The organism is Kitasatospora sp. NPDC056731 (assembly GCF_040687675.1).
Classification (GTDB): Bacteria; Actinomycetota; Actinomycetes; order Streptomycetales; family Streptomycetaceae; genus Kitasatospora.
On sequence record NZ_JBFBNR010000029.1, the window covers coordinates 18,903 to 42,493 of the forward strand.

The 23,591-nt window shown below is 77.5% G+C and carries 6 protein-coding genes; 1 reads left to right on the top strand and 5 read right to left on the bottom strand.

Going from position 1 to position 23,591, the window contains the following annotated elements; translation table 11 throughout:
• Window positions 1-29 precede the first annotated feature (29 nt).
• Entirely contained in the window at window positions 30-1,091 is a 1,062-nt protein-coding gene (gene trpD, locus AB0R04_RS26550) for an anthranilate phosphoribosyltransferase (RefSeq protein WP_363375440.1), read from the top strand.
• A gap of 194 nt (window positions 1,092-1,285) precedes the next feature.
• Here trpD and ddaH read toward each other — a convergent pair whose 3' ends face one another.
• The 5 genes from ddaH to AB0R04_RS26575 form a co-directional block, all read right to left on the bottom strand.
• On the bottom strand, window positions 1,286-2,125 hold the full coding sequence (gene ddaH / locus AB0R04_RS26555) for a dimethylargininase (RefSeq protein ID WP_363375443.1): 840 nt from the start codon (window positions 2,123-2,125) through the stop codon (window positions 1,286-1,288).
• 253 nt (window positions 2,126-2,378) lie between these two features.
• On the bottom strand, window positions 2,379-2,603 hold the full coding sequence (locus tag AB0R04_RS26560; protein WP_063349723.1) for an MbtH family protein: 225 nt from the start codon (window positions 2,601-2,603) through the stop codon (window positions 2,379-2,381).
• On the bottom strand, window positions 2,600-13,603 hold the full coding sequence (locus AB0R04_RS26565; protein ID WP_363375446.1) for an amino acid adenylation domain-containing protein: 11,004 nt from the start codon (window positions 13,601-13,603) through the stop codon (window positions 2,600-2,602). Before AB0R04_RS26565 ends, AB0R04_RS26560 begins: the two co-directional genes overlap by 4 nt.
• A gap of 4 nt (window positions 13,604-13,607) precedes the next feature.
• On the bottom strand, window positions 13,608-19,019 hold the full coding sequence (locus tag AB0R04_RS26570; protein ID WP_363375449.1) for an amino acid adenylation domain-containing protein: 5,412 nt from the start codon (window positions 19,017-19,019) through the stop codon (window positions 13,608-13,610).
• Window positions 19,016-23,587 carry a condensation domain-containing protein gene (locus AB0R04_RS26575; protein ID WP_363375451.1) on the bottom strand — a complete coding sequence of 1,524 codons (4,572 nt, stop codon included), beginning with the start codon at window positions 23,585-23,587 and terminating at the stop codon, window positions 19,016-19,018. The genes AB0R04_RS26570 and AB0R04_RS26575 overlap by 4 nt, the downstream gene beginning before the upstream one ends.
• Window positions 23,588-23,591: the final 4 nt, after the last annotated feature.

Genomic DNA, 23,591 nt, shown 5'->3' on the forward strand with positions numbered 1-23,591 from the left:
TCGGAATCGACGAGCGGAATGGGTGACCAGTGACAGGGAATGGTGAACCGCGCAGCTGGCCGCAGCTGCTCGCGGCGCTGATCGGCGGGACGGACCTGAGCACCGCCGACACCGCCTGGGCGATGGACCGGGTGATGCGCGGCGAGGCGGCGCCGGCGCAGCTGGCCGGGTTCCTGGTGGCGCTACGGGCCAAGGGCGAGACCGCCGAGGAGGTCGACGGGCTGGTCCGGGCCGCGCGCGAGCACACGGTGCGGGTCGACGTGCCGGGGCCGACGCTGGACATCGTCGGCACCGGCGGGGACGGCGCGAAGACCGTGAACGTGTCCACCATGGCCGCGATCGTGGCTGCCGCCGCCGGGGCCCGGGTGGTCAAGCACGGCAACCGCTCGGCCTCCTCCGCCTCCGGCTCGGCGGACGTGCTGGAGCGGCTCGGCATCGCGCTGGAACTCTCCGCCGAGGAGGTGGCCCGCTCGGTGCGCGAGGTCGGGATCGGCTTCTGCTTCGCCCCCGCCTTCCACCCGGCGTTCCGCCACGCGGCCGTCGCCCGCAAGGAGTTGGGCGTGCCGACGGCGTTCAACGCGCTGGGCCCGCTGACCAACCCGGCCTCGCCCACGGCCATGGCGGTCGGCGTCGCCGATCCCCGGCTGGGCCCGCTGATCGCCGCCGTGTTCGCCCGCCAGGGCGTGGACGCGCTGGTCTTCCGGGGCGACGACGGCCTCGACGAACTGTCCGTCTCCACCACCTCGACGGTCTGGACGGCGACCACCGGCCGGTTCGTGCAGGAGCGGCTCGACCCGCGCGAGCTCGGGATCGCCACGGCGGCCCCGGACGCGCTGCGCGGCGGCGACGCCGCCCACAACGCGGGCGTGGTCCACGCCGTCCTGGACGGCGAGCAGGGCCCCGTCCGCGACGCCGTCCTGCTGTCCGCGGCGGCCGGCCTGGCGGCGCTGACGCCCTCCGAACGGCCGGTCGTCGAGCGGCTGGCGGCCGCGCTGCCCCGGGCCGCCGAGGCGGTCGACTCGGGCGCGGCGGCCGCCCTGCTGAAGCGCTGGGCCGAGAGCGGGCCGCCGCGCGCGGGGCGGCCGGACTGAGCCGCCACCGGGCCGCCGCCGTCGGGCGGCGGCACCGGGGCGCGACGCCGACGGGCCGCGCGGACCTCCTCGGGGGGAGGCCCGCGCGGCCCGTCGCGTTGGTGCGCGGTGGACGTACGGCCCGAGTCCGCCCCGTTCGTCCGCCCCCGGCGTCACGGGGGCGGACGAAGGGGCGGACGGCGGACGGACGACGGTCAGGCGCGGTGGCGCAGCTCCAGCGTGCAGCACTTGACGCTGCCGCCGCCCTTGAGCAGCTCGGACAGGTCGACACCGATCGGCTCGAAGCCGCGCTCCCGCAGCTTGTCGGCGAGGCCGGTGGCCGCCTCCGGCAGGAACACGTGCAGGCCGTCGCTGACCGCGTTGAGGCCGAACACGGCGGCATCGCCGGAGTCGGCCAGCACCGCGTCCGGGAACAGCCGGCCCAGCACCTCGCGGCTGCCCGCGGAGAAGGCCTCCGGGTTGTACATGATCTCGTCGCCGTCCAGCACGGCCAGCGCGGTGTCCAGGTGGTAGTAGCGCGGGTCGACCAGCTCCAGGCCGATCACCGGGCGCCCGAAGAACTCCTGGGCCTCGGCGTGGCCGGCCGGCGTGCTGCGGAAGCCCCGCCCGGCGAGCACGTACTCGGCGGTGACCAGGAAGTCGCCCTCGCCCTCGTTGACGTGCTCCGGGTCGTGCAGCTCGGGGTAGCCGTTGGCACGGAACCACTCCAGGTAGGCGGGGCCCTCGGCGGCCCGCTCGGCGTTGCGGAAGCGGGCGCCGAGCACCTTGCCGTCCACCACGGTGGCGCCGTTGGCCGCGTAGACCATGTCGGGCAGGCCCGGGATCGGGTCGATCAGGTCGACCCGGTGACCGAGCTCCTGGTAGAGCGCGTACAGCCGCTCCCACTGCGCCACGGCGAGCCCGGTGTCGACCGGCTTCGCCGGGTCCATCCACGGGTTGATCGCGTAGGTGACCTCGAAGTGGCTGGGGCGGCACATCAGGTAGTGCCGGGGCCGGGCCGTGCGCTCGGCGGGGCGCGGGGTGACAGCGTTCATCGGTGACTCCTCGTGAGGGCTTCGGACAACGGGCGGTGGCGCTTCGGTCCGGACGGGCGGCAATCGGGTGCCTGCGGGGCTCCGGGGCCGGCTCGCCGGCGGCGCGGCCGGGCGTGGGGGAAACCCAGGCGCGCCGCACTCGTTCCTGCGGGCCGGCCCCGCGCCCGTCCCTGACATGCTGTCAGTTCGCTTGCGGGGGGCGGAAGATCCTTAAGCCAGGGTGGAACAGCCCTGATGGACCGGCCGATCGCGCTCAGTCGACGCGGGCGTCCATCGCCTCGGCCAGGCTGCGCGGACGCAGGTCGGTCCAGTTCTTCTCGACGTAGTCCAGGCAGGCCTGCCGGGATTCCTCGCCGAACACGCTGCGCCAACCGGCGGGCACGTCGACGAAGGCGGGCCAGAGCGCGTGCTGGTTCTCCTCGTTCGCCAGGACCAGGAACGCGCCCTGCTCGTCGTCGAAGGGGTTGGTGCTGCTCATCGGACCCTCACTTCGTGGTTGTGGTCGTGCACTTGGGCAAGGTCGTTCAACTCGTCGGCCGGCTCGTCGTTGAGCCCGCCGTCGACCTCGTCGTTCAGCTCGTTGTTCAGCTCGTCGTTCAGCTCGTTGTTCAACTCGTCGCAGAACTCGGTGACCCGCCGCCGGAAGGCGGCCACCACCCGCCGGGCGGTCGGCTCGTCGCAGCCGTCCAGCGCGTGCACCAGGGCGCACTCCAGCCCGCCGGGTGCGCCGTCCGCCGTCCGCCGCTCCACCAGTTGGAGCAGCAGGTCCACGGCGGTGCGGGCCACCGGGACGGGCCGCTCGGCGACCGCCACGGCGTCGGCCCACCGCCCGCCGTCGGCCGGCTCGGCCCGCACCAGGTGGGAGACCGCCACCCCGAACAGCGGCTGGCGGCCCGCCTGCCGGGCCGGGTTGACCAGTTCCACCACCCGGTCGAACGGCAGGTCCTGATGGGCGTGGGCGGCCAGCAGCCGCTCCCGGACCCGCCCGACCAGGGTGCGGGCCGTCGGGGCGCCGGAGGTGTCGACCCGCAGCACCACGGTGTTGACCAGGCAGCCGACCACGCCGTCCAGCACCTCGTCGTCCCGGCCGGCCAGCGGCACCCCGATCGGCAGGTCGTGCCCCGCGCCGAGGTCGCCCAGCGCGGCGGCGAACGCCGCCTGCACCACCATGCCGGTGCCGGCCGAGCAGGCCCGGGCGGCGGCCGCCAGCCGGCGGTGCTCCCGCTGGTCCAGGGCGAAGCGGACGGTGCCGGCCGCGCCCGGCCCGGCGCCCGGGGCGCCGGTGGCGTCCGGCAGGCCCCGCCACGGCGGCAGGGCGGCCAACGCGCCCTTCCAGTAGGCGGCCTGCCGGGCGGCCGGGCTCTCCGGGCGGTCCTCGTCGCCGAATCGCCGCCGCAGCCACAGGGCGTGGTCGGCGTACTGGACGGCGGGCGACGGCCAGCGAGGCGCCCCGCCGGCCGCCCGGGCCCGGTAGGCGAACCGCAGGTCGGCCAGCAGCGGTTCGAGCGCGTGCCCGTCCACCGTCGCGTGGTGCAGCACCAGCAGCAGGGTGTGCCGGTCGGGGCCGCTGCGCAACAGGGCGGTGCGCAGCGGCGGTTCGGTCAACAGGTCGAAGCCGCGGTCGAGTTCGGCGGCGATCCAGGCGTCCAGCCGCTCCGGCGGGACGTCGAGGAAGCGGGGCGCGGCGGACGGGACGGCGGCGAGGAAGGCCTCGGCGAGGTCGGCGTCGGCGGGCGGGGCATCGGGCGGGGCGTCGGCGGGCGCGAGGATGCGCTGCTCGGGGCCGTCCGGGCCGTACGGCAGGACGGTCCGCAGGGCCTCGTGCCGGGCCACCAGGTCGCCGAGGGCGGCCCGCAGCGCGGCGGGGTCGAGCCCGCCGGTGAGGTCGAGGGCCAGCGTGGTGAGGTAGTCCGGGCGGTGCTCGCCCAGGTAGTTGGCCGTCCACAGACGCAGTTGGGCGGGGGCGAGCGGCAGCCGGTCGGGCCGGGCCGTCCGGTCGCCGAACGCCGGGGCGCTGCCTTCGGTGCCGTCGGTGCCGTCGGTACGGGCGGCGCGGTCGAGCCGGTGGTCCAGCCCGGCCACCGTGGGCGCGTCGAACAGCTCACCGAGCGGCACGTCGACCCCCAGGGTGGACCGGATCCGCCCGGCCAGCCGCATCGCGGCGATCGAGTTGCCGCCGAGCGCGAAGAAGTCGTCCTCCGGCGCGACCGCCGGCACCCGCAGCACCTCCGCGAACAGTGCCGCCAGGACCTCCCGGCGGGGCGAGCGGGTCGGCGCCGGGGCCGACCGCTGCGGCGGGCCCAGGGCGGTCGTGTCGACCTTGCCGTTGGCGTCCAGCGGCAGCGCCTCGACCGGGACGAGCACGGCGGGCACCAGGTGGCGCGGCAGCCGCCCGGCGAGCCGGCGGCGCAGTTCGCCGGCGGCCACCGGCCGGTCGGCGACCACGTACCCGACCAGCGAGCGGCCGGCCGGGCCCGCCCCGTGCGGCACCACCCGGGCGGCGGTGACCTCCGGCTCGGCGCACAGCGCGGCCTCGATCTCGCCCGGTTCGATCCGGAACCCGTTGATCTTCACCTGCCGGTCCGCGCGCCCCAGGAAGTGCAGCCGGCCCTCGGTGTCCCACCGGCCCAGGTCCCCGGTGCGGTACAGCCGGCCGCCCGGCGGGCCGTACGGGTCGGCGACGAACCGCTCGGCCGTCCGGGCCGGGGCTCCGTGGTAGCCCGCGGCCAGGCCCTCGCCGCCCAGGTGGATCTCGCCGGGGACGCCCGGCGGCACCGGGCGCAGCGCGGCGTCCAGCAGCAGCACCCTCGTCCCCGCGAGCGGGCGGCCGATCGGGACGGCCCCGCCCTCGCGGACCGGGCCCGCCGGGACTTCGTGGCCCAGGGCGAAGGTCGTGCTCTCCACCGGCCCGTACAGGTCCAGCAGCCGCTGGCCGGGCGCGGCCCGCCGGGCCCGGGCGAGCGCCGCCGGGGGCACGACGTCGCCGCCGGTGCAGATCAGGCGCAACCGGGCCAGGGCCGCCGGGATCTGCTCGGTCAGCAGGTCGAACAGGCCCGCCGTCAGCCAGGCCGCGGTGGCGCCGCCGCGCTCGACGGCCCGGGCGTAGTCCGCCGGGGTCAGCTCCCCCGGCGGGGCCACCACCACCTGGCGGCCGGTCAGCAGCGGCATCAGCAGCTCGTACACCATGGCGTCCCAGGCGTGCGGCGAGTGGAACAGCACCCGGTCGTGGTCGGGGCCGTGCCACAGCGGGTCGTCGGCCAGGGCGAGGATGTTGCGGTGGGTGACCGCCACGCCCTTGGGGCGGCCGGTCGAGCCCGAGGTGTACAGCAACTGGGCGACCTGCCCGGGCCGCACCTCCACTCCGGGGTCGTCCGTACTCCCGCCCGCCCGCCGGGCCGCCGCCAACAGGTCGGCGTCCAGCAGCAGTTCGGTGCCCGCCTCGGCGGCGAGCGCGCGCAGCCGCTCGGCCGGGAACCCCGGGTGCAGCGGGACGCAGACGGCACCGAGCTTGGCCAGCGCCAGCATCGCCACCGGCACCTCCGGGCTGCGCGGCAGCCGTACGGCGACCCGGGTGCCGGGCCGCACCCCGAGGGCCGCCAGGTGGTGGGCCAGCCGGTTGGCGTCGGCGTTCAGCGCGCCGTACGTGGTGGTGGCGGTACCGGTGCCGTTCGTGGTGGTGGCGTCGACGTGTCGCAGGGCGATCCGCTCCGGGTGGTCGGCCGCCAGCCGCTCGAACCGCGCGCCGACCGACACCAGTTCGGCGTCGGCCGCCGGGCCGGTGCCCCAGGCCCGCAGCCCCGCCCGCTGGACGGGCGGCAGCAGGTCGACCCGGCCGGTGGTCAGCGCGTCCGCGCCCGGACCGGCCAGGGCGGCGCAGGCGGCCGTCAGCAAGGTGCGCAGCCGGTCCGCGTCGAGGTACCGGTCCAGTTCGGCGGGGCGCAGCTGGAGCCGCACGTCCAGGCCGCCCTGGCGCGGCAGCACCACCAGCGAGAGCGGGTAGTGGGTGCCGTCGAACGGTTCGACGGCGCCGATCCGCAGGCCCGGCGCGGGCTCGACGAACCCGGCCTCGTCCAGCGGGTAGTTCTCGAACACCAGTGAGCTGTCGAAGAGCCGCCCGGCGCCGGCGGCCTCCTCCACCGCGGTGAGCCCCAGGTGCTCGTGGTCCAGCAACGCGGTGCGCTCCCGCTGGAGCCGGGCGGCGAGTTCGCGCAGCGGCTCGCCCGGGTGCAGCCGGGCCCGGACCGGAACGGTGTTGATCAGCAGGCCCACGAGCCGCTCCGCCTCCGGCAGTTCGGCCGGGCGCTGGGCGACGGTGGTGCCGAACAGGACGTCGTCGCGGCCGGTGAGATGGGAGAGCACCAGCGCCCACGCCGTCGTCACCAGGGAGCCGAGGGTCACCTCCCACTGCGCGGCGCGCGCCCGCAGCCCGGTGGTGAGCCCGGCGGGCAGGGTGAAGACGCTCGTCGACGGGCCGTCGTCGGCGCCCTCGCCGCCGGCCGGCGCGGGCCGGCCGACCCGGGTGGGCTCGGCCCCGGCGAGGGCGGCGCGCCAGGCGCCGCGCGCGGCCGCGTCGTCGCGCCCGGCCAGCCAGTCGAGGTAGCGGCGGTAGGACGGCGCCGGGGGCAGGTCGACGCCCTGGTGCAGCGCGAGCAGTTCGCGCAGCACGATCGGCACCGACCAGCCGTCCAGCAGCAGGTGGTGGTGGGTGAAGACGAGCCGCCACCGGTCGGCGGCCAGCCGCAGCAGGGTGAAGCGGATCAGCGGCGGCGTGTCGACCGCGAACGGCCGGCGGTCCTCCTCCACGAGCCGCCGGGCGGTGGCGGACTGCTCCCGCTCCGCCCGCCCGGTGAGGTCCACGGTGCGCCAGGGCAGCGTCACCTCGACCGGCACGACCTGCTGCGGCGGGCCGGACTCGCCGCTGGTGAAGGCCCCGGCGAGCTGCGGATGGCGCGCCAGCAGCCGCCGGGCGGCGTCCTGGAGCCGCTCCGGGTCGATCGCACCGGTGAGGTCGAGGACGAGCTGCACGAGGTACGGGTCGCGGCGGCCGTCGTGGGCGGCGTAGCGGGAGTGGAACAGCAGGCCGGCCTGGAGCGGCGTGGCGGGCAGCAGGACGGCGGCCTCGGCGGGCGCCCCGGCGGAGGCTTCGGTGGGCTCCTCGGGCTGGGCCTCGGCTGCGGGCCGCTCGACCCGGGGCGGGCCGGCGGACGACAGGGTGGTGAGGGCCTGCTCCCAGCGGGCGGCGAGTTCGGCCACCGCGTCGGCGGCCAGCACGCCGGTCGGCCAGGCCCATTCGACCCGCAGCCGCGGGCCGTCCGGGCCGGTCTCCACGAAGGCGTCGACCGAGAGGGTGTGGGCGAGCGGCAGGGTGGGGTCGGCCTCGCCGCGCAGGGTGCCGGGGACGGGCTGCCAGGGGCCGCGTCGGGTGGTGTCGAAGCGGCCCAGGTAGTTGAAGGCGATCGGGGCCGGGCGGTCGGGCAGCGTGCCGGACCGCTGGAGCAGCCCGTACGTCAGGCCCCGGTGGGGGGTGGCCCGCAGGCCCCGCCGGGCGGCCGCGACGGCGCGGGCCAGGTCGTCGGCGGCGGCGAGGTCGTCAGTGCGGGCCAAACCGTCGGAGCGGGCTGCTCCCCCGGTATCGGGTCCGGCCGGGCCGGTGTCCAGCAGGACGGGGTGGATGACCGTGAACCAGCCCAGCGTCCGGGAGAGGTCGAGGCCGTCGAGGGCGGCGAGTTCCGGGTCGCGGCCGTGGCCCTCGACGTCCACCAGGAGCGGGCCGTCGGCGCTGCGGGCGCGCCAGCCGTGCAGGGCGGCGGCGAGGGCGCCGAGGAGGATCTCCGGTACGGCGGCGCCGAGTCGGTCGGGCAGGTCGGTCAGCAGGGCGGCGGTCGGGCCGCCGCCCAGGGTGGTGCGCAGGGTCGCGGCCCCGGCCACGGTGTCCCGGGTGCGGTCCAGCGGCCGGGTGCCGATGGTCCCGGTGCCGGCGGTCAGCAGGCCGTGCCAGTGGTCGCGGTCGGCGGCGACCGCCGGGTCGGCCTCGGCGGCCCGCAGCGCACGGGCCCAGTCGGCGGCCGTGACGGGGACGGCGGCGAGGTCGGCCGGGTGGCCGTCGGCGGCGGCCCGGTGGGCCCGGGCGAGGTCGTCGAGCAGGATCCGCCAGGAGACGCCGTCGACGGCGAGGTGGTGGATCACCATCAGCAGCAGGCCGCCCTGGTCGCCGTCGAACCAGACCGCCCGCAGCAGGTCGCCCCGGTAGGGGTCGAGGCGGCGGCGGGCGTCGTGCCGCTGTTCCGCGACGAGTTGCAGCAGGGCGGGCGCCGGGTCGCGGCCGGGGGCGGTGGCGAGGCCCTCGCGGGCGAGGTCGATCCGGTGCAGCAGCGGGGCCGCCGGGACGGTCCCGGCGGGCCGGATCTCGAAGGCGAGTGGTTCGCCCGGGGCCCCGGTCAGGCGGGTCCGCAGCGCGTCGTGGTGGTCGACGAGCTGCTGGAGGGCGGTGCGCAGGGTGTGTTCGGTGGCGCCGGGCGGCACCTCGCACAGCAGGGACTGGGCGTAGCCGTGGATCGGTCCGCCGCGGGCCGCCAGCCAGTCCGCGATCGGGGTGGGCGGCAGCACCTCGCCCGGGGGCGCGGGCGCCGCCGGGCGGGCGGCCGGGGCGCGGCCGGCGTCCGGGACGACGGCCGCGGCGGCGGCGAGGGCGCGCGGGGTCTGGTGGGTGAACACGTCCTTCGGCGTGATCAGCACTCCCGCCGACCGAGCCCGGGTGGCCAGTTGGATCGCCAGGATGCTGTCCCCGCCGAGCCGGAAGAACCCCTCCGACGGCCCGGGCCGCGCCCGGCCGAGGACGCTGCCGAACAGGGTCCGCAGCTGCTCCTCGGCGGGCGAGCCGCCCTCCGGGCCGGTGACGGGCTGCGGGCGGGCAGCCGGGCCTGGGGTGTCGGACAGGTCGCGGGTGCCAAGGACGTCGAGGGCGTCGAGGCCGTCGAGGGTGTCGACGGGTGCCGCCGGGTCGGCCAGGGCGGCCGCCAGCAGACGGCCGAGGCCCTGCGCCAGGCGGTCGGCGGTCTCGGGGCGGAAGTGGCCGGTGCTGTACTCCAGGACGCCGCGCACCGTGCCGTCCGGCTGTTCGGTGAACTCGAAGAGCAGCGGGAACTTGGCCATCACCCGCTCGAATCGGTGCGGTGCGCCGGACAGGCCGGGCAGGGTGAGAGCCGGCCGGCGCCCGCCGTGCAGGGTGATCATCACCTGGAACAGCGGGTGGCGGCCGAGTTTCCGGTCGGGTGCGAGGGCGTCCACCACCCGGTCGAAGGGCGCCTGGTCGTGCGCGAAGGCGGTGAGGTCGGCGTGCCGGACGCGGTCGACGAGCTCCGCGAAGCCCGGCCGGCCCGAGAGGTCGGTGCGCAGGGCGAGCGGCTGGGCGAAGTAGCCGACCAGGTCGTCCAGGGCGGGGTCGGCACGGCCGGCGGTGACCGTGCCGAGGACGAGGTCGGTGCCCGCTCCGGAGCGGGCCAGCAGGCAGGCGACGGCCGCGTGCAGCACCATGAACAGGGTGGCGCCCCGGCCGGCCGCCAATTCGGCTGCTGCGGCGACCAGTTCGGCGTCCCAGTGGAACTCGGCGGCGGCCCCGCGCAGGGCCGTGCCGGGCGGTGGCTCGTGGTCCACCGGCAGCGCGGTGCGCCCCGGTGCGGCGTGCAAGGTCTCGCGCCAGTGCGCCAGTTCGGTGGCCAGCGGGCTGTCGGGCCGGCCGGCCGGGCCGAGCTCCCGGCCCTGCCAGAGCGTGAAGTCGGCGTACTGGAGCGGCAGTCGGGGCCACTCGGGGGCCCGGCCGCGGGCCCGGGCGGCGTAGCCGACGGCGAGGTCGCGGGTCAGCGGGCCCAGCGACTGTTCGTCGGCGGTGATGTGGTGCAGGACGATCAGCAGCAGGTGGGTGCCGGGCCCGGCGGTGAACACCACCAGCCGCCAGGGCAGGCCGTGTTCGAGGTCGAAGGGCCGGTGGACCTCCTCGTGCACCGCCGCGTCCAGGTCGGCGGGGTCGGGGTGCCGGACGGTCAGCGGGAGGGGCGGGTCGTCGAGGATCCGCTGGTACGGCTGCCCGTCGGTGGCCGGGAACACGGTGCGCAGGCTCTCGTGCCGCTGCTGGACGTCGCCCGCGGCGGCCCGTAGCGCGGCCAGGTCGAGCGGCCCGGTCAGCCGGGCGGCGAGCGGGACGTGGTAGGTCGACGCCTGCTCGCCGAGCCGGTGCAGGAACCACAGGCCGCGCTGGGCGTAGGAGAGCGGGATGCGCTCCGGGCGGGGGCCGGCCTGCGGGCGCTGCGGGCGCGCCCGGCCGGCCACCGCCTCGCCCTGGCGGGCGGCGCTGCGGGCACCGATCCGGGCGGCCAGGCCGGCCACGGTGGGGGCCGCGAAGACATCCCGGATGGTCAGTTCGGCCGACAGCTCGGCGGGCAGCTCGGCCCGGGCGCGGACCACCAGCCGGTTCGCCGAGAGGGAGTCGCCGCCGAGGGCGAAGAAGCTCTCGTCCGCGCCGAAGCCGTCGGCCCCGAGGAGTTCGCCGAACAGCCGGTGCAGCCGGGTCTCGTGCTCGCCGCTGGGCGCCCGGCCCCGGCCGTCCGCCGCCCTGGCCTCCCGGGCCCGCAGCCGGTGCTCGTCGAGCTTGCCGTTGGCGGTCAGCGGGAAGGCCTCGACGGCGACGAAGGCCGCGGGCACCAGGTGGTCCGGGAGCGACGCGTGGGCGTGGTCGGCGGCCGCGCGGACGGCCTCCTCGGTGCCGAGCAGGTAGGCGGTCAGCGCCTTGCGCCCGGGCTCCCGTTCGGTGGCGAGGACGGCGGCGCCGGAGATGCCGGGCAGTGCGGCGAGCGCGGCCTCGATCTCCCCCGGCTCGATGCGGTAGCCGCGGATCTTCACCTGCCGGTCGGTGCGGCCGAGGTGTTCGAGTTCGCCGTCGGGGCGGCGGCGGGCGCGGTCCCCGCTGCGGTACATCCGGCTGCCGGGCGGGCCGTACGGGTCGGCGGTGAAGCGGCCGGCGGTCAGCGCGGGGCGGCCGAGGTAGCCGCGGGCGAGGCCGGGGCCGGCCACGTACAGCTCGCCGGGCAGGCCGTCGGGCACCGGCCGCAGGGCGGCGTCCAGCAGGTACGCCCGCAGGTCGGGCAGCGGCCGGCCGATGGTGGCGGTGCCCGAGGCCACGGCGGCGGCGTCGAGGTCGCCGGCCGTGACGTGCACGGTGGTCTCGGTGATGCCGTACATGTTGACGAGCCGGGGCGCGTCCTGCGGGTGCCGCAGGTACCAGTCCGCGAGCCGCCAGGGTTCGAGCTGCTCACCGCCGAAGATGACGTAGCGCAGGGCGAGCCGGGCGCTCGGGCCGGGGTGGGCGGCGTCGGCGGCGGCCAGCTGGGTGAACGCCGAGGGGGTCTGGTTGAGCACCGTGACGCGCTCGTCGGCGAGCAGGCGCAGGAACTCCTCGGGCGAGCGGGCGGTGTCCCGGGGGACGACGACCAGGCGGCCGCCGTGCAGCAGGGCGCCCCACAGCTCCCAGACCGAGAAGTCGAAGGCGTAGGAGTGGAACAGGGTCCAGGTGTCGTCCGGTCCGAAACCGAACCGGTCGGCGGTGGTGGCGAGCAGCCGGGTGACGTTGCGGTGGGTGACCAGGACGCCCTTGGGGCGGCCGGTGGAGCCGGAGGTGTGGATGACGTAGGCGACGCCGTCCGGGCCGGGGCGCTGCGGCTGCGTCCGGTCGGCGGGCTCGGCCGCGCCGTCGACGGGCAGGGTCTCGACGCCGTCGGGCAGCGCCGCCCGGGCGGAGTCGTCCGTCACCACGAGCCGGGGCGCGGCGTCCTCGATGGTCTCGCGCAGCCGCTCGGCCGGGTAGTCCGGATCCAGCGGCAGGTAGCCGGCGCCTGCCTTCTGGACGCCGAGCAGCGCGACCACCAGGTCCGGCGAGCGGGGCAGGGCGACGCCCACCAGGTCGCCGCGGCGCACGCCCCGGGCGGCGAGCCGGCGGGCCAACCGGTCGGCGCGCAGGTCGAGTTCGCGGTAGGTGAGGACGGTCTCCCCCAGCACCACGGCGGGTGCCTGCGGGCGGGCGGCGGCCTGCCGTTCGAACAGCGAGACCAGGGTGTCGCCGTCCGGCTCGGTCCGCGCGGGCGTGGGCGCGGGCAGGGCGACGGCTCCGCCGCCGGTGCGCAGCCGGCCGACCGGGAGCCCCTCGGGCGCCTCGGCCAGCGCCGTCACGAGGTCGAGCACCCGGTCCAGGTGGGCCCGGACGGTGTCCTCGGGGTAGTCGCCGACCGCGTCGGCGAACACCGGCAGGGTGGCGCGGCCGTTGTCGTAGACGCCGAGCGCGAAGTCCTCGGGCAGGCCCGGCGAGACCTCGTGCACGGTGGCCGGGATCCCGCCGAACCGCAGGCCCGGGTCGAGCGGCAGCAGGTTCAGGGTGGGGCCGATCAGCGGCCGGTCGCCCCGGGCGGCGGCGGTGTCGCGGAGCAGGTCCTCGAAGCGGTACCGCTGGCGGCGCAGCGCGGCCCGGACCCGGTCCGCCGTGGCCGTCACCAGGCCGCCGACGGTGGCGGCCGGGTCGACGGCGAGCCGCAGCGGGACGACGTTCGCCGTCATGCCGAGGGCCCGCCGGGCCAGCGCGGCGTCCCGGCCGCGGACGCCGAGGCCGATCACCGCCGTGCCCTCGCCGGTGTCGGCGTGCAGCGCGACGGCGAGCGCGGCCGGGAACAGCGCCGTCCAGCCCGCGCCGACGCGCTCGCGGACGGCGGCCCAGCGTTCGGCGGACAGCTCCGTCCGGACGGCGACCGGCGGGCGCGGGCCCGAACCGGTCGGGGCGCCGCGCCCGCCCGCGAGGCGGGGCGGGTCGCCGAGGCCGGCCAACTCCTCGGCCCAGAAAGCGGCGTCGGTGCGGAACCGGGTGGAGGCGCGGTAGGCGGCGTCGTCGTCCAGCAGGGCCTGGAGCGGATCGTGCACGCCGGTGGAGGGCGGCTCGCCCGCGTGCAGCGCCGTGTACTCGGCCGCCACCCGGCGCATCAGCCCGGCCCCGCCCACGCCGTCGCACAGGATGTGGTGCATCCGGAGGTACCAGAGGTACTCCGCCTCGCCGGTCCGCAGCAGGAAGTGGTCGAAGGGCGGGCGGGTGGTCAGGTCGTAGGGGTGGGCGAGTTCGGCGGCGAGGAACGCGCGGGCGGCGGCGGCCGGGTCCTCGTGGTGGCGCAGGTCCTGCCGGTGCAGCGGCCAGTCGGCGGCGTCCTCGATGATCTGGACGGCGCCGTCGGCGGTCGGCTCGAAGCGCACCCGCAGGCTCTCGCTGCCGGCGACCACGCCCCGCAGCGCGCGTTCGAACAGCTCCTCGTCGATCGCGCCGTGGAACTGGACGTACTGGCCGGCGGTGAACCGCCGCCGGGTGGGGTCGGCCTCGTGGCCGAACCAGATTCCCGACTGCGGGGCCGTGAGCGGCCGTCGTCGGGCGGGCGTGGCGGGCGTGGCGGACATCCGGTCAGCTCCTTTCCGGCTCGTGCGGCTGGTGCGGCTCGTGCGGGCTCGGTGACCCGTGCGGCCCGGACGGGTCACCGAGCCGGTCGAGCAGCGCCGGGGCGAGGTCGACGAGGGCGGCCGGGCCGCCGAGGTCCTGGTGGCCGTGGTCGGTCCGGTGCCGCAGCAGCCGGCCGCCGTCGAGGTGGGGCAGCCAGCTCTCCGGGTCCTGGACGGGCCCGCTGGTCTCCGGGACGGCCTCGATGAGGAGCAGGTCGCCGCGGTACCGGCCGGGGCGGAAGGCCCGGCCGAGCCGGACGTTGTTGTCGTAGACCTCGGCGAGCGCGGTCAGGCGGTGTTCGGAGAAGACGGAGAGCGGCGAGTCGGAGTCCTTGGCGAGGACGAGGAACTCCTCGGCGGTCGGCGCGGGCGCGTCGGCGGGCCGGTCGACGCCGGTCAACCGCAGCAGGGCGTTGCGGACGTGGCCCTGCTCGGCGAGCACCTCGGCCTCCGAGCGGGCGGGCAGGTCGGCGAGCACGTAGCTGTCGAGCATCGCGAGCAGGCCCACCTCCGCACCCTGCTCCTGCAGCCGGGCGGCCACGGCGTAGGCGACCAGGCCGCCGAACGACCAGCCGAGCAGGTGGTAGGGCCCGTCGGGCTGGACGGCGCGGATCTCCCGCACGCAGTCCTCGGCCACCTCCTCCAGGCTGGCCGGCAGCGGCCCCCGGCCGTCGAGGCCGCGGGACTGCAGGACGTAGAGCGGCCGGTCGCCGAGCGGCCCCAGCAGCGCCGCGTACGTCCAGCCGATCCCGGCGGCCGGGTGCACGCAGAACAGCGGCGCGCCGGTGCCGGTCGAGCGCAGCGGCAGCAGGGTGGCCAGCATGGGCTCCAGGCCGTCGGCGGGCGGCGCGGGGACGGCGGCGTCGGCGGCGGCGACGGTGGCGTCGGCGGCAGAGAGCGGGGTGCGGGCGGGCCCGGCGGTCGCGGGCCAGGAGTCGAGCAGGCCGAGGGAGGCGACGGTGGTGTCCGGCTCGGCGACGAGGGTGTCGAGCAGCCCCAGCAGCCGGGCGAGCAGGGCGTCGGCGGCCTCGGCGTCGACGGCGTCCTCCCGGTGCAGGATGTCGAGTTCCAGTCCGCCGTCCCTCGGGATGGCCATCAGCGACAGCGGGTAGTGCGCGGCCGTCTCGCTGCCCGAGCCGGTGATCCGCACCCCCGGGAGCGCGTCGCCCTGGTCGCCGGACTGCGGGAAGTTCTCGTACACCATGACGGTGTCGAAGAGTTCGCCGAGGCCGGTCGCCCGCTGGATGGCGGGGATTCCCAGGTGCTGGTGGGCGATCATCCGGACCTGCTCGCGCTGGACCCGGGTCAGCAGCCCGGCCAGCGACTCCGCCGGCCGCAGGGTGATCCGCAGCGGCAGGGTGTTGATCAGGAAGCCCATGACGGACTCGGAGCCCGGCAGTTCCGGCGAGCGGCCGTTGACGATGATCCCGAACACGGTGTCGGGCCTGCCGGTCCGCTCGGCCAGCAGCAGCGCCCAGGTGGCCTGGAGCACGGTGTTGAGCGTGATGCCCAGCCCGGCGGCGAGGGCGCCGAGCCGTTCGGTGCGCTCCTCGCCCAGGAGCCGGTAGCGGCGGCCCGGCCACCCGTCGGCGGGCGGCAGCCCGGGCGGCGTCACCAGGGTGGGTTCGATCGGCGCGGCCAGGGCCTCGCGCCACGCCCGGCGGGCGGCCTCGTGGTCCCGGCCGGCCAGCCAGGCCAGGTGGGCGCGCAGCGGCACCGGCTCGGGCAGCCCGGCCGGGTCGCGGTACAGGGCGAACAGCTCCGGCAGGAGGAGCTGGTTGGACCAGCCGTCGATCAGGGTGTGGTGGGCGACCACCTCCAGCCGGTACCGCTGCGCTCCCGCGCCCTCCCCGGGGCCCAGCCGCAGCAGGGTGAAGCGGATCAGCGGCGGGTCGGCCGGGTCGAACCGGGTGGTCCTGGCCTCAGTGGCCAACCGCTCGGTCTCCGCCTCCTGTTCGGCCGCCGTGAGGCCGCCGAGGTCCAGCTCCGTGAACGGCGGCAGGCGGTCCGGGACGACCTGCACCGGGCGGCCGTCGGGGAGGCGGACGAACCCGGCCGCCAGGTTCGGGTGGCGGCGGCAGAGCGCCTCGACGGCGCGGCGCAGCGCCACCGGGTCGAGCCGCCCGTCGAAGAGCATCCACAGCCGCATCACGTAGGCCCCGCCGCCGCCCTGGCTGTGCTGGGTGGGGAAGAGCAGCCGCTCCTGGAGCGGTGTCAGCGGCAGCACGTCCCGGTGGCCCGGGAACCGGGCCTGCAACCAGGCGCGTCCGGCGGCGTCCAGCGGGAGCAGTTCGCCGTCGGCGGGCCGGCCGGCGCCCTGGTCGGCGGGGTCGAGCGCGGTGGCGACGGCCGCGAGTCCGGCCGGGGTCGGGTGCGCGAACACGTCCTCCGGGGCGAGCGCCAGCCCGGCCCGGCGGGCCCGGCGGAGCAGCTTGATGGAGCGGATGCTGTCGCCGCCGAGGGCGAAGAAGCTGTCGTCCGGGCCGACTTCGGGCAGGCCGAGGACGCCGGCGAAGAGCTCGCGCAGCACCTCGACGGGGCCGGCGGCCGGGGCGGCGGGGGGCTCGGGCGACGCCCCGTCCACGGTTCCGGCGGCCAGGGCGGCGAGCGCGCCGCGGTCGGTCTTGCCGTTGGCGTTGGTCGGGAGGTCGTCGAGGAAGACCAGGGCGGCCGGGACGACGGGTGCGGGCAGCACCTCGCGCAGCGCCGCCCGGACGGCCTCCGGATCGGCCGGGCGGCCCTCGGCGGCGACCAGGAAGGCCGTCGTGCGGCGGTCGCCCTCGCCGTCGTCGGTGGCGACCACCACGGCCCGCCGGACGCCGTCCAGCTCCGTCAACCGGGCCTCGATCTCGCCGAGTTCGATCCGGTGGCCGCGGATCTTCACCTGGTGGTCGGTGCGGCCGGCGTACTCCAGCTCGCCGGCGGCGGTCCAGCGGGCGAGGTCCCCGGTGCGGTACATCCGGGCGCCGGGCGGGCCGAACGGGTCGGGCAGGAAGCGCTCGGCGGTGGCCCCGGGCCGGTGGGCGTAGCCCCGGGCCAGGTAGTCCCCGGCCAGGTAGAGCTCGCCGGTGACGCCGACCGGCGCGGGCCGCAGGGCCGGGTCGAGGACGTGGGCGCGCACGTTGCCGATCGGCACGCCGATCGACGGCTCACCGTCCGCACCGGGCGGGCACGCCCCGGCCGTGGCGTACACGATGGCCTCGGTGGGGCCGTAGAGGTTGAGCACCCGGGCGTCCGGGTTGCGGGCGTGCACCTGGCGGACCAGCGCGGCGGGCAGCGGCTCGCCGCAGAACACGTAGGTCGTCGCCCGCTCGCGCACCCACTCGGCCCGGGCGACCTGCTGGTACACCGACGGGACGGTGTTGACCAGGCTGCCGGACCAGTCCGGGCGTTCCAGCAGCGTGAGCAGGTTGTCCACCAGGTCGACGCTGCCGCCGGTGAACAGCGGCACCAGGAGCTCGAAGACCGACAGGTCGAAGGAGAGCGAGGTGGAGCCGAGCACCCGGGAGAGGGCCTCGGGGCCGAGCTCGGCCGCCGCCCAGGCGGCGAGGTTGGCCACGGCCCGGTGGGTGACCACCACGCCCTTCGGCGTCCCGGTGGAGCCGGAGGTGTGGATGACGTACGCCGCGTTGCCGGGCAGCGGGCGGGTGGGCTTCGCCTCGGCGGGCGCGGAGCCGGCGGGCGCGGGGCCGGCGGTCTCGACGGCAGCGGGCTCGTCCAGCAGGACGACGGACGGTCCGTCGGCGGCCGGCTCCGGCAGCACGGCGGCGGCCAGCTGCGCCGTGGTCAGGACCACCCGGGGGCGGGCGTCCGCGAGCACGAACTCCACCCGGCCGCGCGGGTGGCCCGGGTCGACCGGGAGGTAGGCGGCGCCGGCCTTCAGCACGCCCAGCACGGCCGCTACCAGGGCGGGCGTGCGGGGCAGCAGCACCGCGACGACGTCCTCGCGGCCGACACCGAGGCCGGCGAGCAGCCGGGCGATCCGCTCGGAGCGCCCGTCCAGTTCGGCGTAGTCCAGCACCTCTCCCCCGCCGCGCACCGCGACGGCGGACGGGGTCCGCGCCAGCTGGGCGGCGAACGCCGCGGGCACGGTGGTCTCGGGCACCGCGTGTTCGGTGGCGTTGGCCTTCCGCAGCAGGGCCAGCTCGTCCTCACCGGCGAGGTCGAAGGAGTGGATCGGCTCGTCGGGCCGGGCCGCCAGCCGCGCCAGCAGCCGGACCAGCCGGCGGTGGGCCGCCGGGTCGGCGCCGTGGCCGCCGGCGGCGACCCGCCACGCCCCGTCCCGGTCCGCCGGGCCGGGGGTGGGGTCGGCGCGCAGAAACAGGCCGGGCAGCGGCTCGCCCCAGGCGCGGGCCAGGACGGCGACCGTCCCGGGGCCGTACGCCACCCGCTCGGCGCTGTCGGCGATCCCGGTGACCAGGCCGTACCCGGAGGACGGGCCCCAGGGCAGGTCGAGGTCCGGCCGGTGGCCGTGGCGCCGGACCGCGCGCAGGGCGCGGCCGGCCTGCCGGAGGACGGCGGTGAAGCTGAGCCCGGGGGCCGGGGCCAGGCGCACCGGGACGACCAGGCCGCGGCCGCCCGGGCCGGGCGCCGGGCGCCAGTGTCCGAGCAGCAGCTCCCGGGCGCCGGTCAGCCGGTGCGCGTGGACGGCGGCGGCGGCGAGCAGCACCGCGGCGGGGCCCGCGCCGCCGGCCCGGGCGGCCCGGGCCAGTGCGGCCGGGTCGGCCACCGGCAGCCAGGGCAGCTCGGCCGGCGGCGCGACGGCCCCGGCCGGACGGGCGGCGGCGGGCTCGGGGCCGGCGGCCCCCAGGACCTCCCGCCAGTACGCCCGGTCGGCGGGCCGGTCGGCCTCCGGGTCCGGGGTGGGAGCGGGCGTGCCGGTGGAGGCCGGGGCCGTCTCGGCATCCGCGGCGTCCTCGGCGTACAGCTCGCCGGCCCGGCGGACGAGCGCGGCCAGCCCGGCGTCGTCGTCGACCAGCCGGTGGTGGCGCTGGAACCAGCTGAGCCCGCCGTCGGATCGGCGGATCAGCACGTGGCGCAGCAGCGGCCCGCCGAGCAGGTCCAACGGGCGGACGAGCTCGGCGGCGAGCCAGCCGTCCAGTTCCTCCGGGTCGAGGTCGATCACCGCGACGGCGGGCGGCTGGGCCGGGTCGGCCGGGCGGAGCAGGCCGGGGCCGCCCCCGGCGGCGGCGCGGTAGCCGGCGTGCAGGTCCGGGCGTTCGGCCAGGGCCCGGGCCACGGCGCGGCGCAGCCGGTCCAGCCCGACCGGGCCCTCGAAGCGGACCAGGCGCGCCACGCAGTCGGCGGACAGGAGCGGGGTGTCCCGCAGGACGGCACGCCGGGCGGCGTCGAGCGGGGTGGCGGTGGAGCTGCTCACAGGGCCCTCACGGTGTCGTCGTCGGAGTGCGGGGTCACGGTCTCGGGCACGTCGCCGTGGTCTGAGTGGTCGGCGTGGTCGGCACCGTCGGCCTGGTCCGCGTAGTCGGCGTAGTCGGCCGCCACGTCGTGGACCGGGCGGTCGGGCTCGGCGAGCAGGCCGCGCAGCAGCTCGCGCAGGCCGGTGGCGAAGCCGGTCGCGGTCGGCGGGTCGAAGAGTTCGGGGGCGTAGTGCACGGTCAGCGCCGTGGGGGCGGCGCCGCTCTCCGCCCGCCACCCCAGGTCGAGTTCGGCCCCACCCGGGCCGCCGTCGCCGCCGCCGTCGCCCCGGGAGCGGACCGGGGGCTCGGCTCCGGGGCCGGCCGTCCCGTCGGGGGTGGTGCGCCCGAGCAGGTCGGTGAAGGCGGGCTCGTCGGCGAGGTCGGCTCGCAGCAGAGCACCGCCGGGCAGGCCGACCGCCACCTCGTCCTGGCCGGCGATCCACGAGAGCAGCACCAGCCAGCCGGCCCGCAGCACCCGGTCGGGGTGCGGGCCGAACCGGGCGATGGCGCCGCGCAGCGACTCGTCGACCGGGACGGTGACGCTGCGCTCGGTGTAGTCGGGGCGGCCCGGGCGGGGGCGGTCGGTGGGGACGTCGAGCCGGACGGGCCCGGACAGAGCGGCTGGCAGCGCCGCGTCGGAGGAGACGGCCTCCGGCGCCCCGGCCCACAGCCGGGAGATCGGCAACTCGCCGTCAGCTGTGGCGAGTTCACGGAGCAGCTCCGTGTACTCCTCGACGAACGCGGCCGCCGTCGCGCTCGTGAACAGCTGGGTGCTGAACTCCAGGCAGGCGGTCATGGCGTCGTCGCCGACCCGGTCGGAGGTGATCAGGGTGAGGTCGAACTTGGCGGTGCCCGCCGGCAGGCCGCCGAACAGGTTGCCGGCGCTGTGGCCGATGTCGAAGTACCCGGTCGAGGTGCCCTCGATCTGCTGGATCGGCGGCAGCTCCTGGTGCACGTAGAACACGTCGAACAGCGGGCTCCGGCCCGGATCGCGCTCGTCCGTCAGCGCCTGGACGACCCGGTCGAAGGGGATCTCCTGGTGCTCCAGGGCCTCCAGCACCACGGCGCGCACCCGGTGCAGGAAGGCGGTCACCGACGGGGCGCCGGACAGGTCGGCGCGCAGCGCCACGGTGCTGTTGAAGAAGCCGATCAGGCCTTCGAGTTCGGGCCGGTTGCGCCCGGTGGTCGGGATGCCGACGACCAGGTCGTCCTGCTCGCTGCGGCGGGCCAGCAGCAGGTAGAGGCCGGCGAGCAGGACCACGAAGAGGGTGACGGAGCGGTCGGCCGCGAGCCGCCGCAGCTCCCGCATCAAGGCGGCGTCCACGGTGAACACCGCGAGGTCGCCCGCGTGGTCCTTGCGGGCCGGGCGCGGGTGGTCGGTGGGCAACCGCAGCACCGGCGCGTCCCGCAGGGTCTCGCACCAGTAGGCGAGTTCGCCGTCCAGGGCCGAGCCGGCCACCAGTTCGCGCTGCCAGGCCGCGTAGTCGGCGAACTGGACGGGCAGCGGCGCGAGCCGGTGCGGGCGGCCCTCGCGGCGGGCGGCGTACAGCTCGGGCAGCTCGCGTTCGAAGATCCGCGGTGAGGCGCCGTCGTTGACGGCGTGGTGCATGGTCACCTGGAGCACGTGCTGCTCGGGGGCCGTGCGGACCACGAGCACCCGCACCAGGGGGTCGTGGGCGAGGTCGAAGCGGTGCTCGGCGGCCTGCCGGACGAGTTCGCGGGCGGCGGCGAGCGGGTCCGGCTCGGCGGAGACGTCCCGGAGGGTGAAGAAGTCGCCGGGCTCCGGGCTGATGCGCAGCACCGGCTCGTCGTCCTCCTCGGCGAAGTTGGAGCGCAGCACCTCGTGGCGCAGCATCAGGTCGTGCCACATGCCGCGGACGGCGTCGACGTCGAGCGGGCCGCTGATCAGGCTGACCATCGGGAGGTTGTAGAGCGTGGTGTCGGGGTCGAGCTGGTGGTGGAACCAGATCCGGTCCTGGCCGAAGGAGGTGACGGGGGGTGTGTCGCGGGGGGTGATCGGCGGCAGGGCGGGGGCCGCGGGGGCGCCGGCCCGGCGGCGGATGAGGTCGGCGAACGCGCCGACGGCGGGGTGTTCGTAGACGTCGAGCAGCCGGGGGCGGAAGCCGAAGCGGGTCTGGATCCGGTCGGCGAGCTGGAGGGCGATGATCGAGTTGCCGCCGAGTTCGAAGTAGTCGGCCTCCGGGCCGGGCGGCTGCTCGCTGTGCAGGAGTTCTCCGAGGACTTCGGCGAGCCAGCGTTCGGGGTCCTCGGCGGGGCCGGTCCCGGTGCTCTCGACGGCGGGCGCCTCGGACGCGACGGGCGCCACGGATGCGACGGGCAGGGCGGGGGCCGCCGGTGCGGGCCGGATCCAGCAGGGGGTGGCGGCCAGCGGGTGTCCGGGCAGGCGCAGCCGGCGGGCGGTGCCGGGCTCGGGGCCGAGCGCCGGCCAGTCCAGGTCCAGGCCGCATTCGTACAGCCGGCCGAGCAGCGCGGCAAAGCCTCCGTCGCCGTCACCGGCGGCCGTGACCAGCCGGGCGCCGTCCTGCCCCTCCGGGCCGAACCGCTCGGCGAGCAGCCGGCCGAGGACGCCGCCGGGGCCGGGGTCGAGGAACACCACCGGTCCGGCGGCGGCGAGCCGTTCGGCCGCCGCGACGAGCCGGTCCCGGTCGGGCGGCGCGGCCTCGGCGCCGGTGGCGGTGGCGGTGGCGAGTTCGCGGGTGTCCTCGGCGGTGAGGGTGCCGAGCAGGTACCGGGCGGCGTACCGGGAGACGCCGCTGCTCAGCACGGTCCCGACGGGCACGCCGCAGCGCGACAGCTCGCGGTGGAGGGCGAGTTGGCCCGCGAGCAGCCGGGCCGCCGGGCCGGTGGCGGGCAGCGCGTCGGGCAGCTCCGCCGGGCCGGGGGCGTCGGGCACGGCGTCCGGGGAGAGCAGCAGGCAGACGGCGGGCGGCCTGGTCCGGCCGCCGCGCGGGGCGCCGCCGGCCGGTGCCGAGGCGTCGAGCCGGGCCGCCCGTTCGAGCAGGGCCCGGCCGAGCTCGGCGGTGTCGCGGGCCCACACCGCCGCCCGGTGCCCGTAGTGCGTGCGCCCGGAGTTGAGGGTGAGGGCGACGTCGTCGAGGTCGGTGTCGCGGGCGGCCGGGCCGGTCAGCGCGGTGCCGAGGTCGGCGCAGAGCCGGGCGAGCGCGGTGCGGCTGCGCGCGGAGACGCCGACGAGCCGGGGTGCGCCCGACCGGTCGCCGCGCGGGGGCACGGGCGGCCGCTGGACCACACAGTGGGCGTTGATGCCGCCCAGGCTGTACGAGCTGACGCCGGCGATCCGCTCCTCGCCCTCCCAGGGGCGCAGCGCGGTGACCACCTCGACGGGTTCGAGGGCGGCCTCGTCGACGGGCCGGCGGAAGTGCAGGGACGGGTACAGCTCGCCGTGGCCGACCGCGAGGACGGCCTTGACCAGGCCGGCGATCCCGGCCGCGTGGTCGAGGTGGCCGACGTTGGTCTTCACCGAGCCGATCGGCAGCCGCCGGCCCCGCGCCCCGAACCCGCGCGGCCCGAACACCTGGGCCAGGCCCTCCAGTTCGACGGCGTCGCCGAGCCGGGTGCCGGAGCCGTGCGCCTCCAGGTAGCCGGCCAGGGCGGGGTCGAGCCCGGCGGCGCGCCAGGCCGCGCCGATCACCGCCGCGTGCGCGGGTGCGCTCGGGGTGCTGATGGTGGCGGCCGCCCGGCCGTTGTGCCGGACGGCGCTGCCGCGGATCACGGCGTGGACGGGTGTGCCGTCGGCGCGGGCCCGGCCGAGGGTGGTGAGCAGCAGGACGGCGCCGCCCTCGCCGCTGGCGGTGCCGTCGGCGTCGGCGTCGAAGGCCCGGCAGCGGCCGCTCGGGGAGACGAGTTCGGTCATGCCTTCGGTCTGCCGGGCGGGCAGGCCGCCGGGGCGCAGGCTGAAGCCGCCGGCGAGCGCGTACTCGGCCTCGCCGTCGCGCAGTTCGCGGCAGGCCTGGTGGACGGCGACGAGCGAGCCGTTGCAGCCGGTGTCGACGGCGTAGCAGGGGCCTTCGAAGCCGAGCACGTGGGCGATCCGGGCGGGCAGCGCGAAGGGCACGTTGCCGAGGGCGCTGAGCGGGCCGGGCTCGGTGGCGGCGCCGAGGTAGCCGGAGGCGGCGGCGCTGAGCACCACGGCGACCTGGCGTCCGCGCAGGGCGCTCGCGGCGTGGCCGGCGTCCTCGACGGCCTGGTGGGCGAGGACCAGCGCGATCCGCTGCTGGGGGTCCATCAGGGCGGCCTCGCGCCGGGAGAGGCCGAAGAAGGCGTGGTCGAAGGTGTGGACGTCGGCGAGGTGGCCCATCGGCAGGTAGTCCGCGTCCGGGTCGAGTCCGGTGGCGGCGGCCCGGGCGGCGGGCATGTCCCCGACGGAGTCCCGGCCGGCGGCGAGGTTGGCCCGGAAGGCCGCCAGGTCGTCGGCGTCGGGGAAGCGGGCGCCGATGCCGACGACGGCGATGTCGGTGTCGGCGGGGGCCGTCGCTGGGGTCCTGGTCACTGCT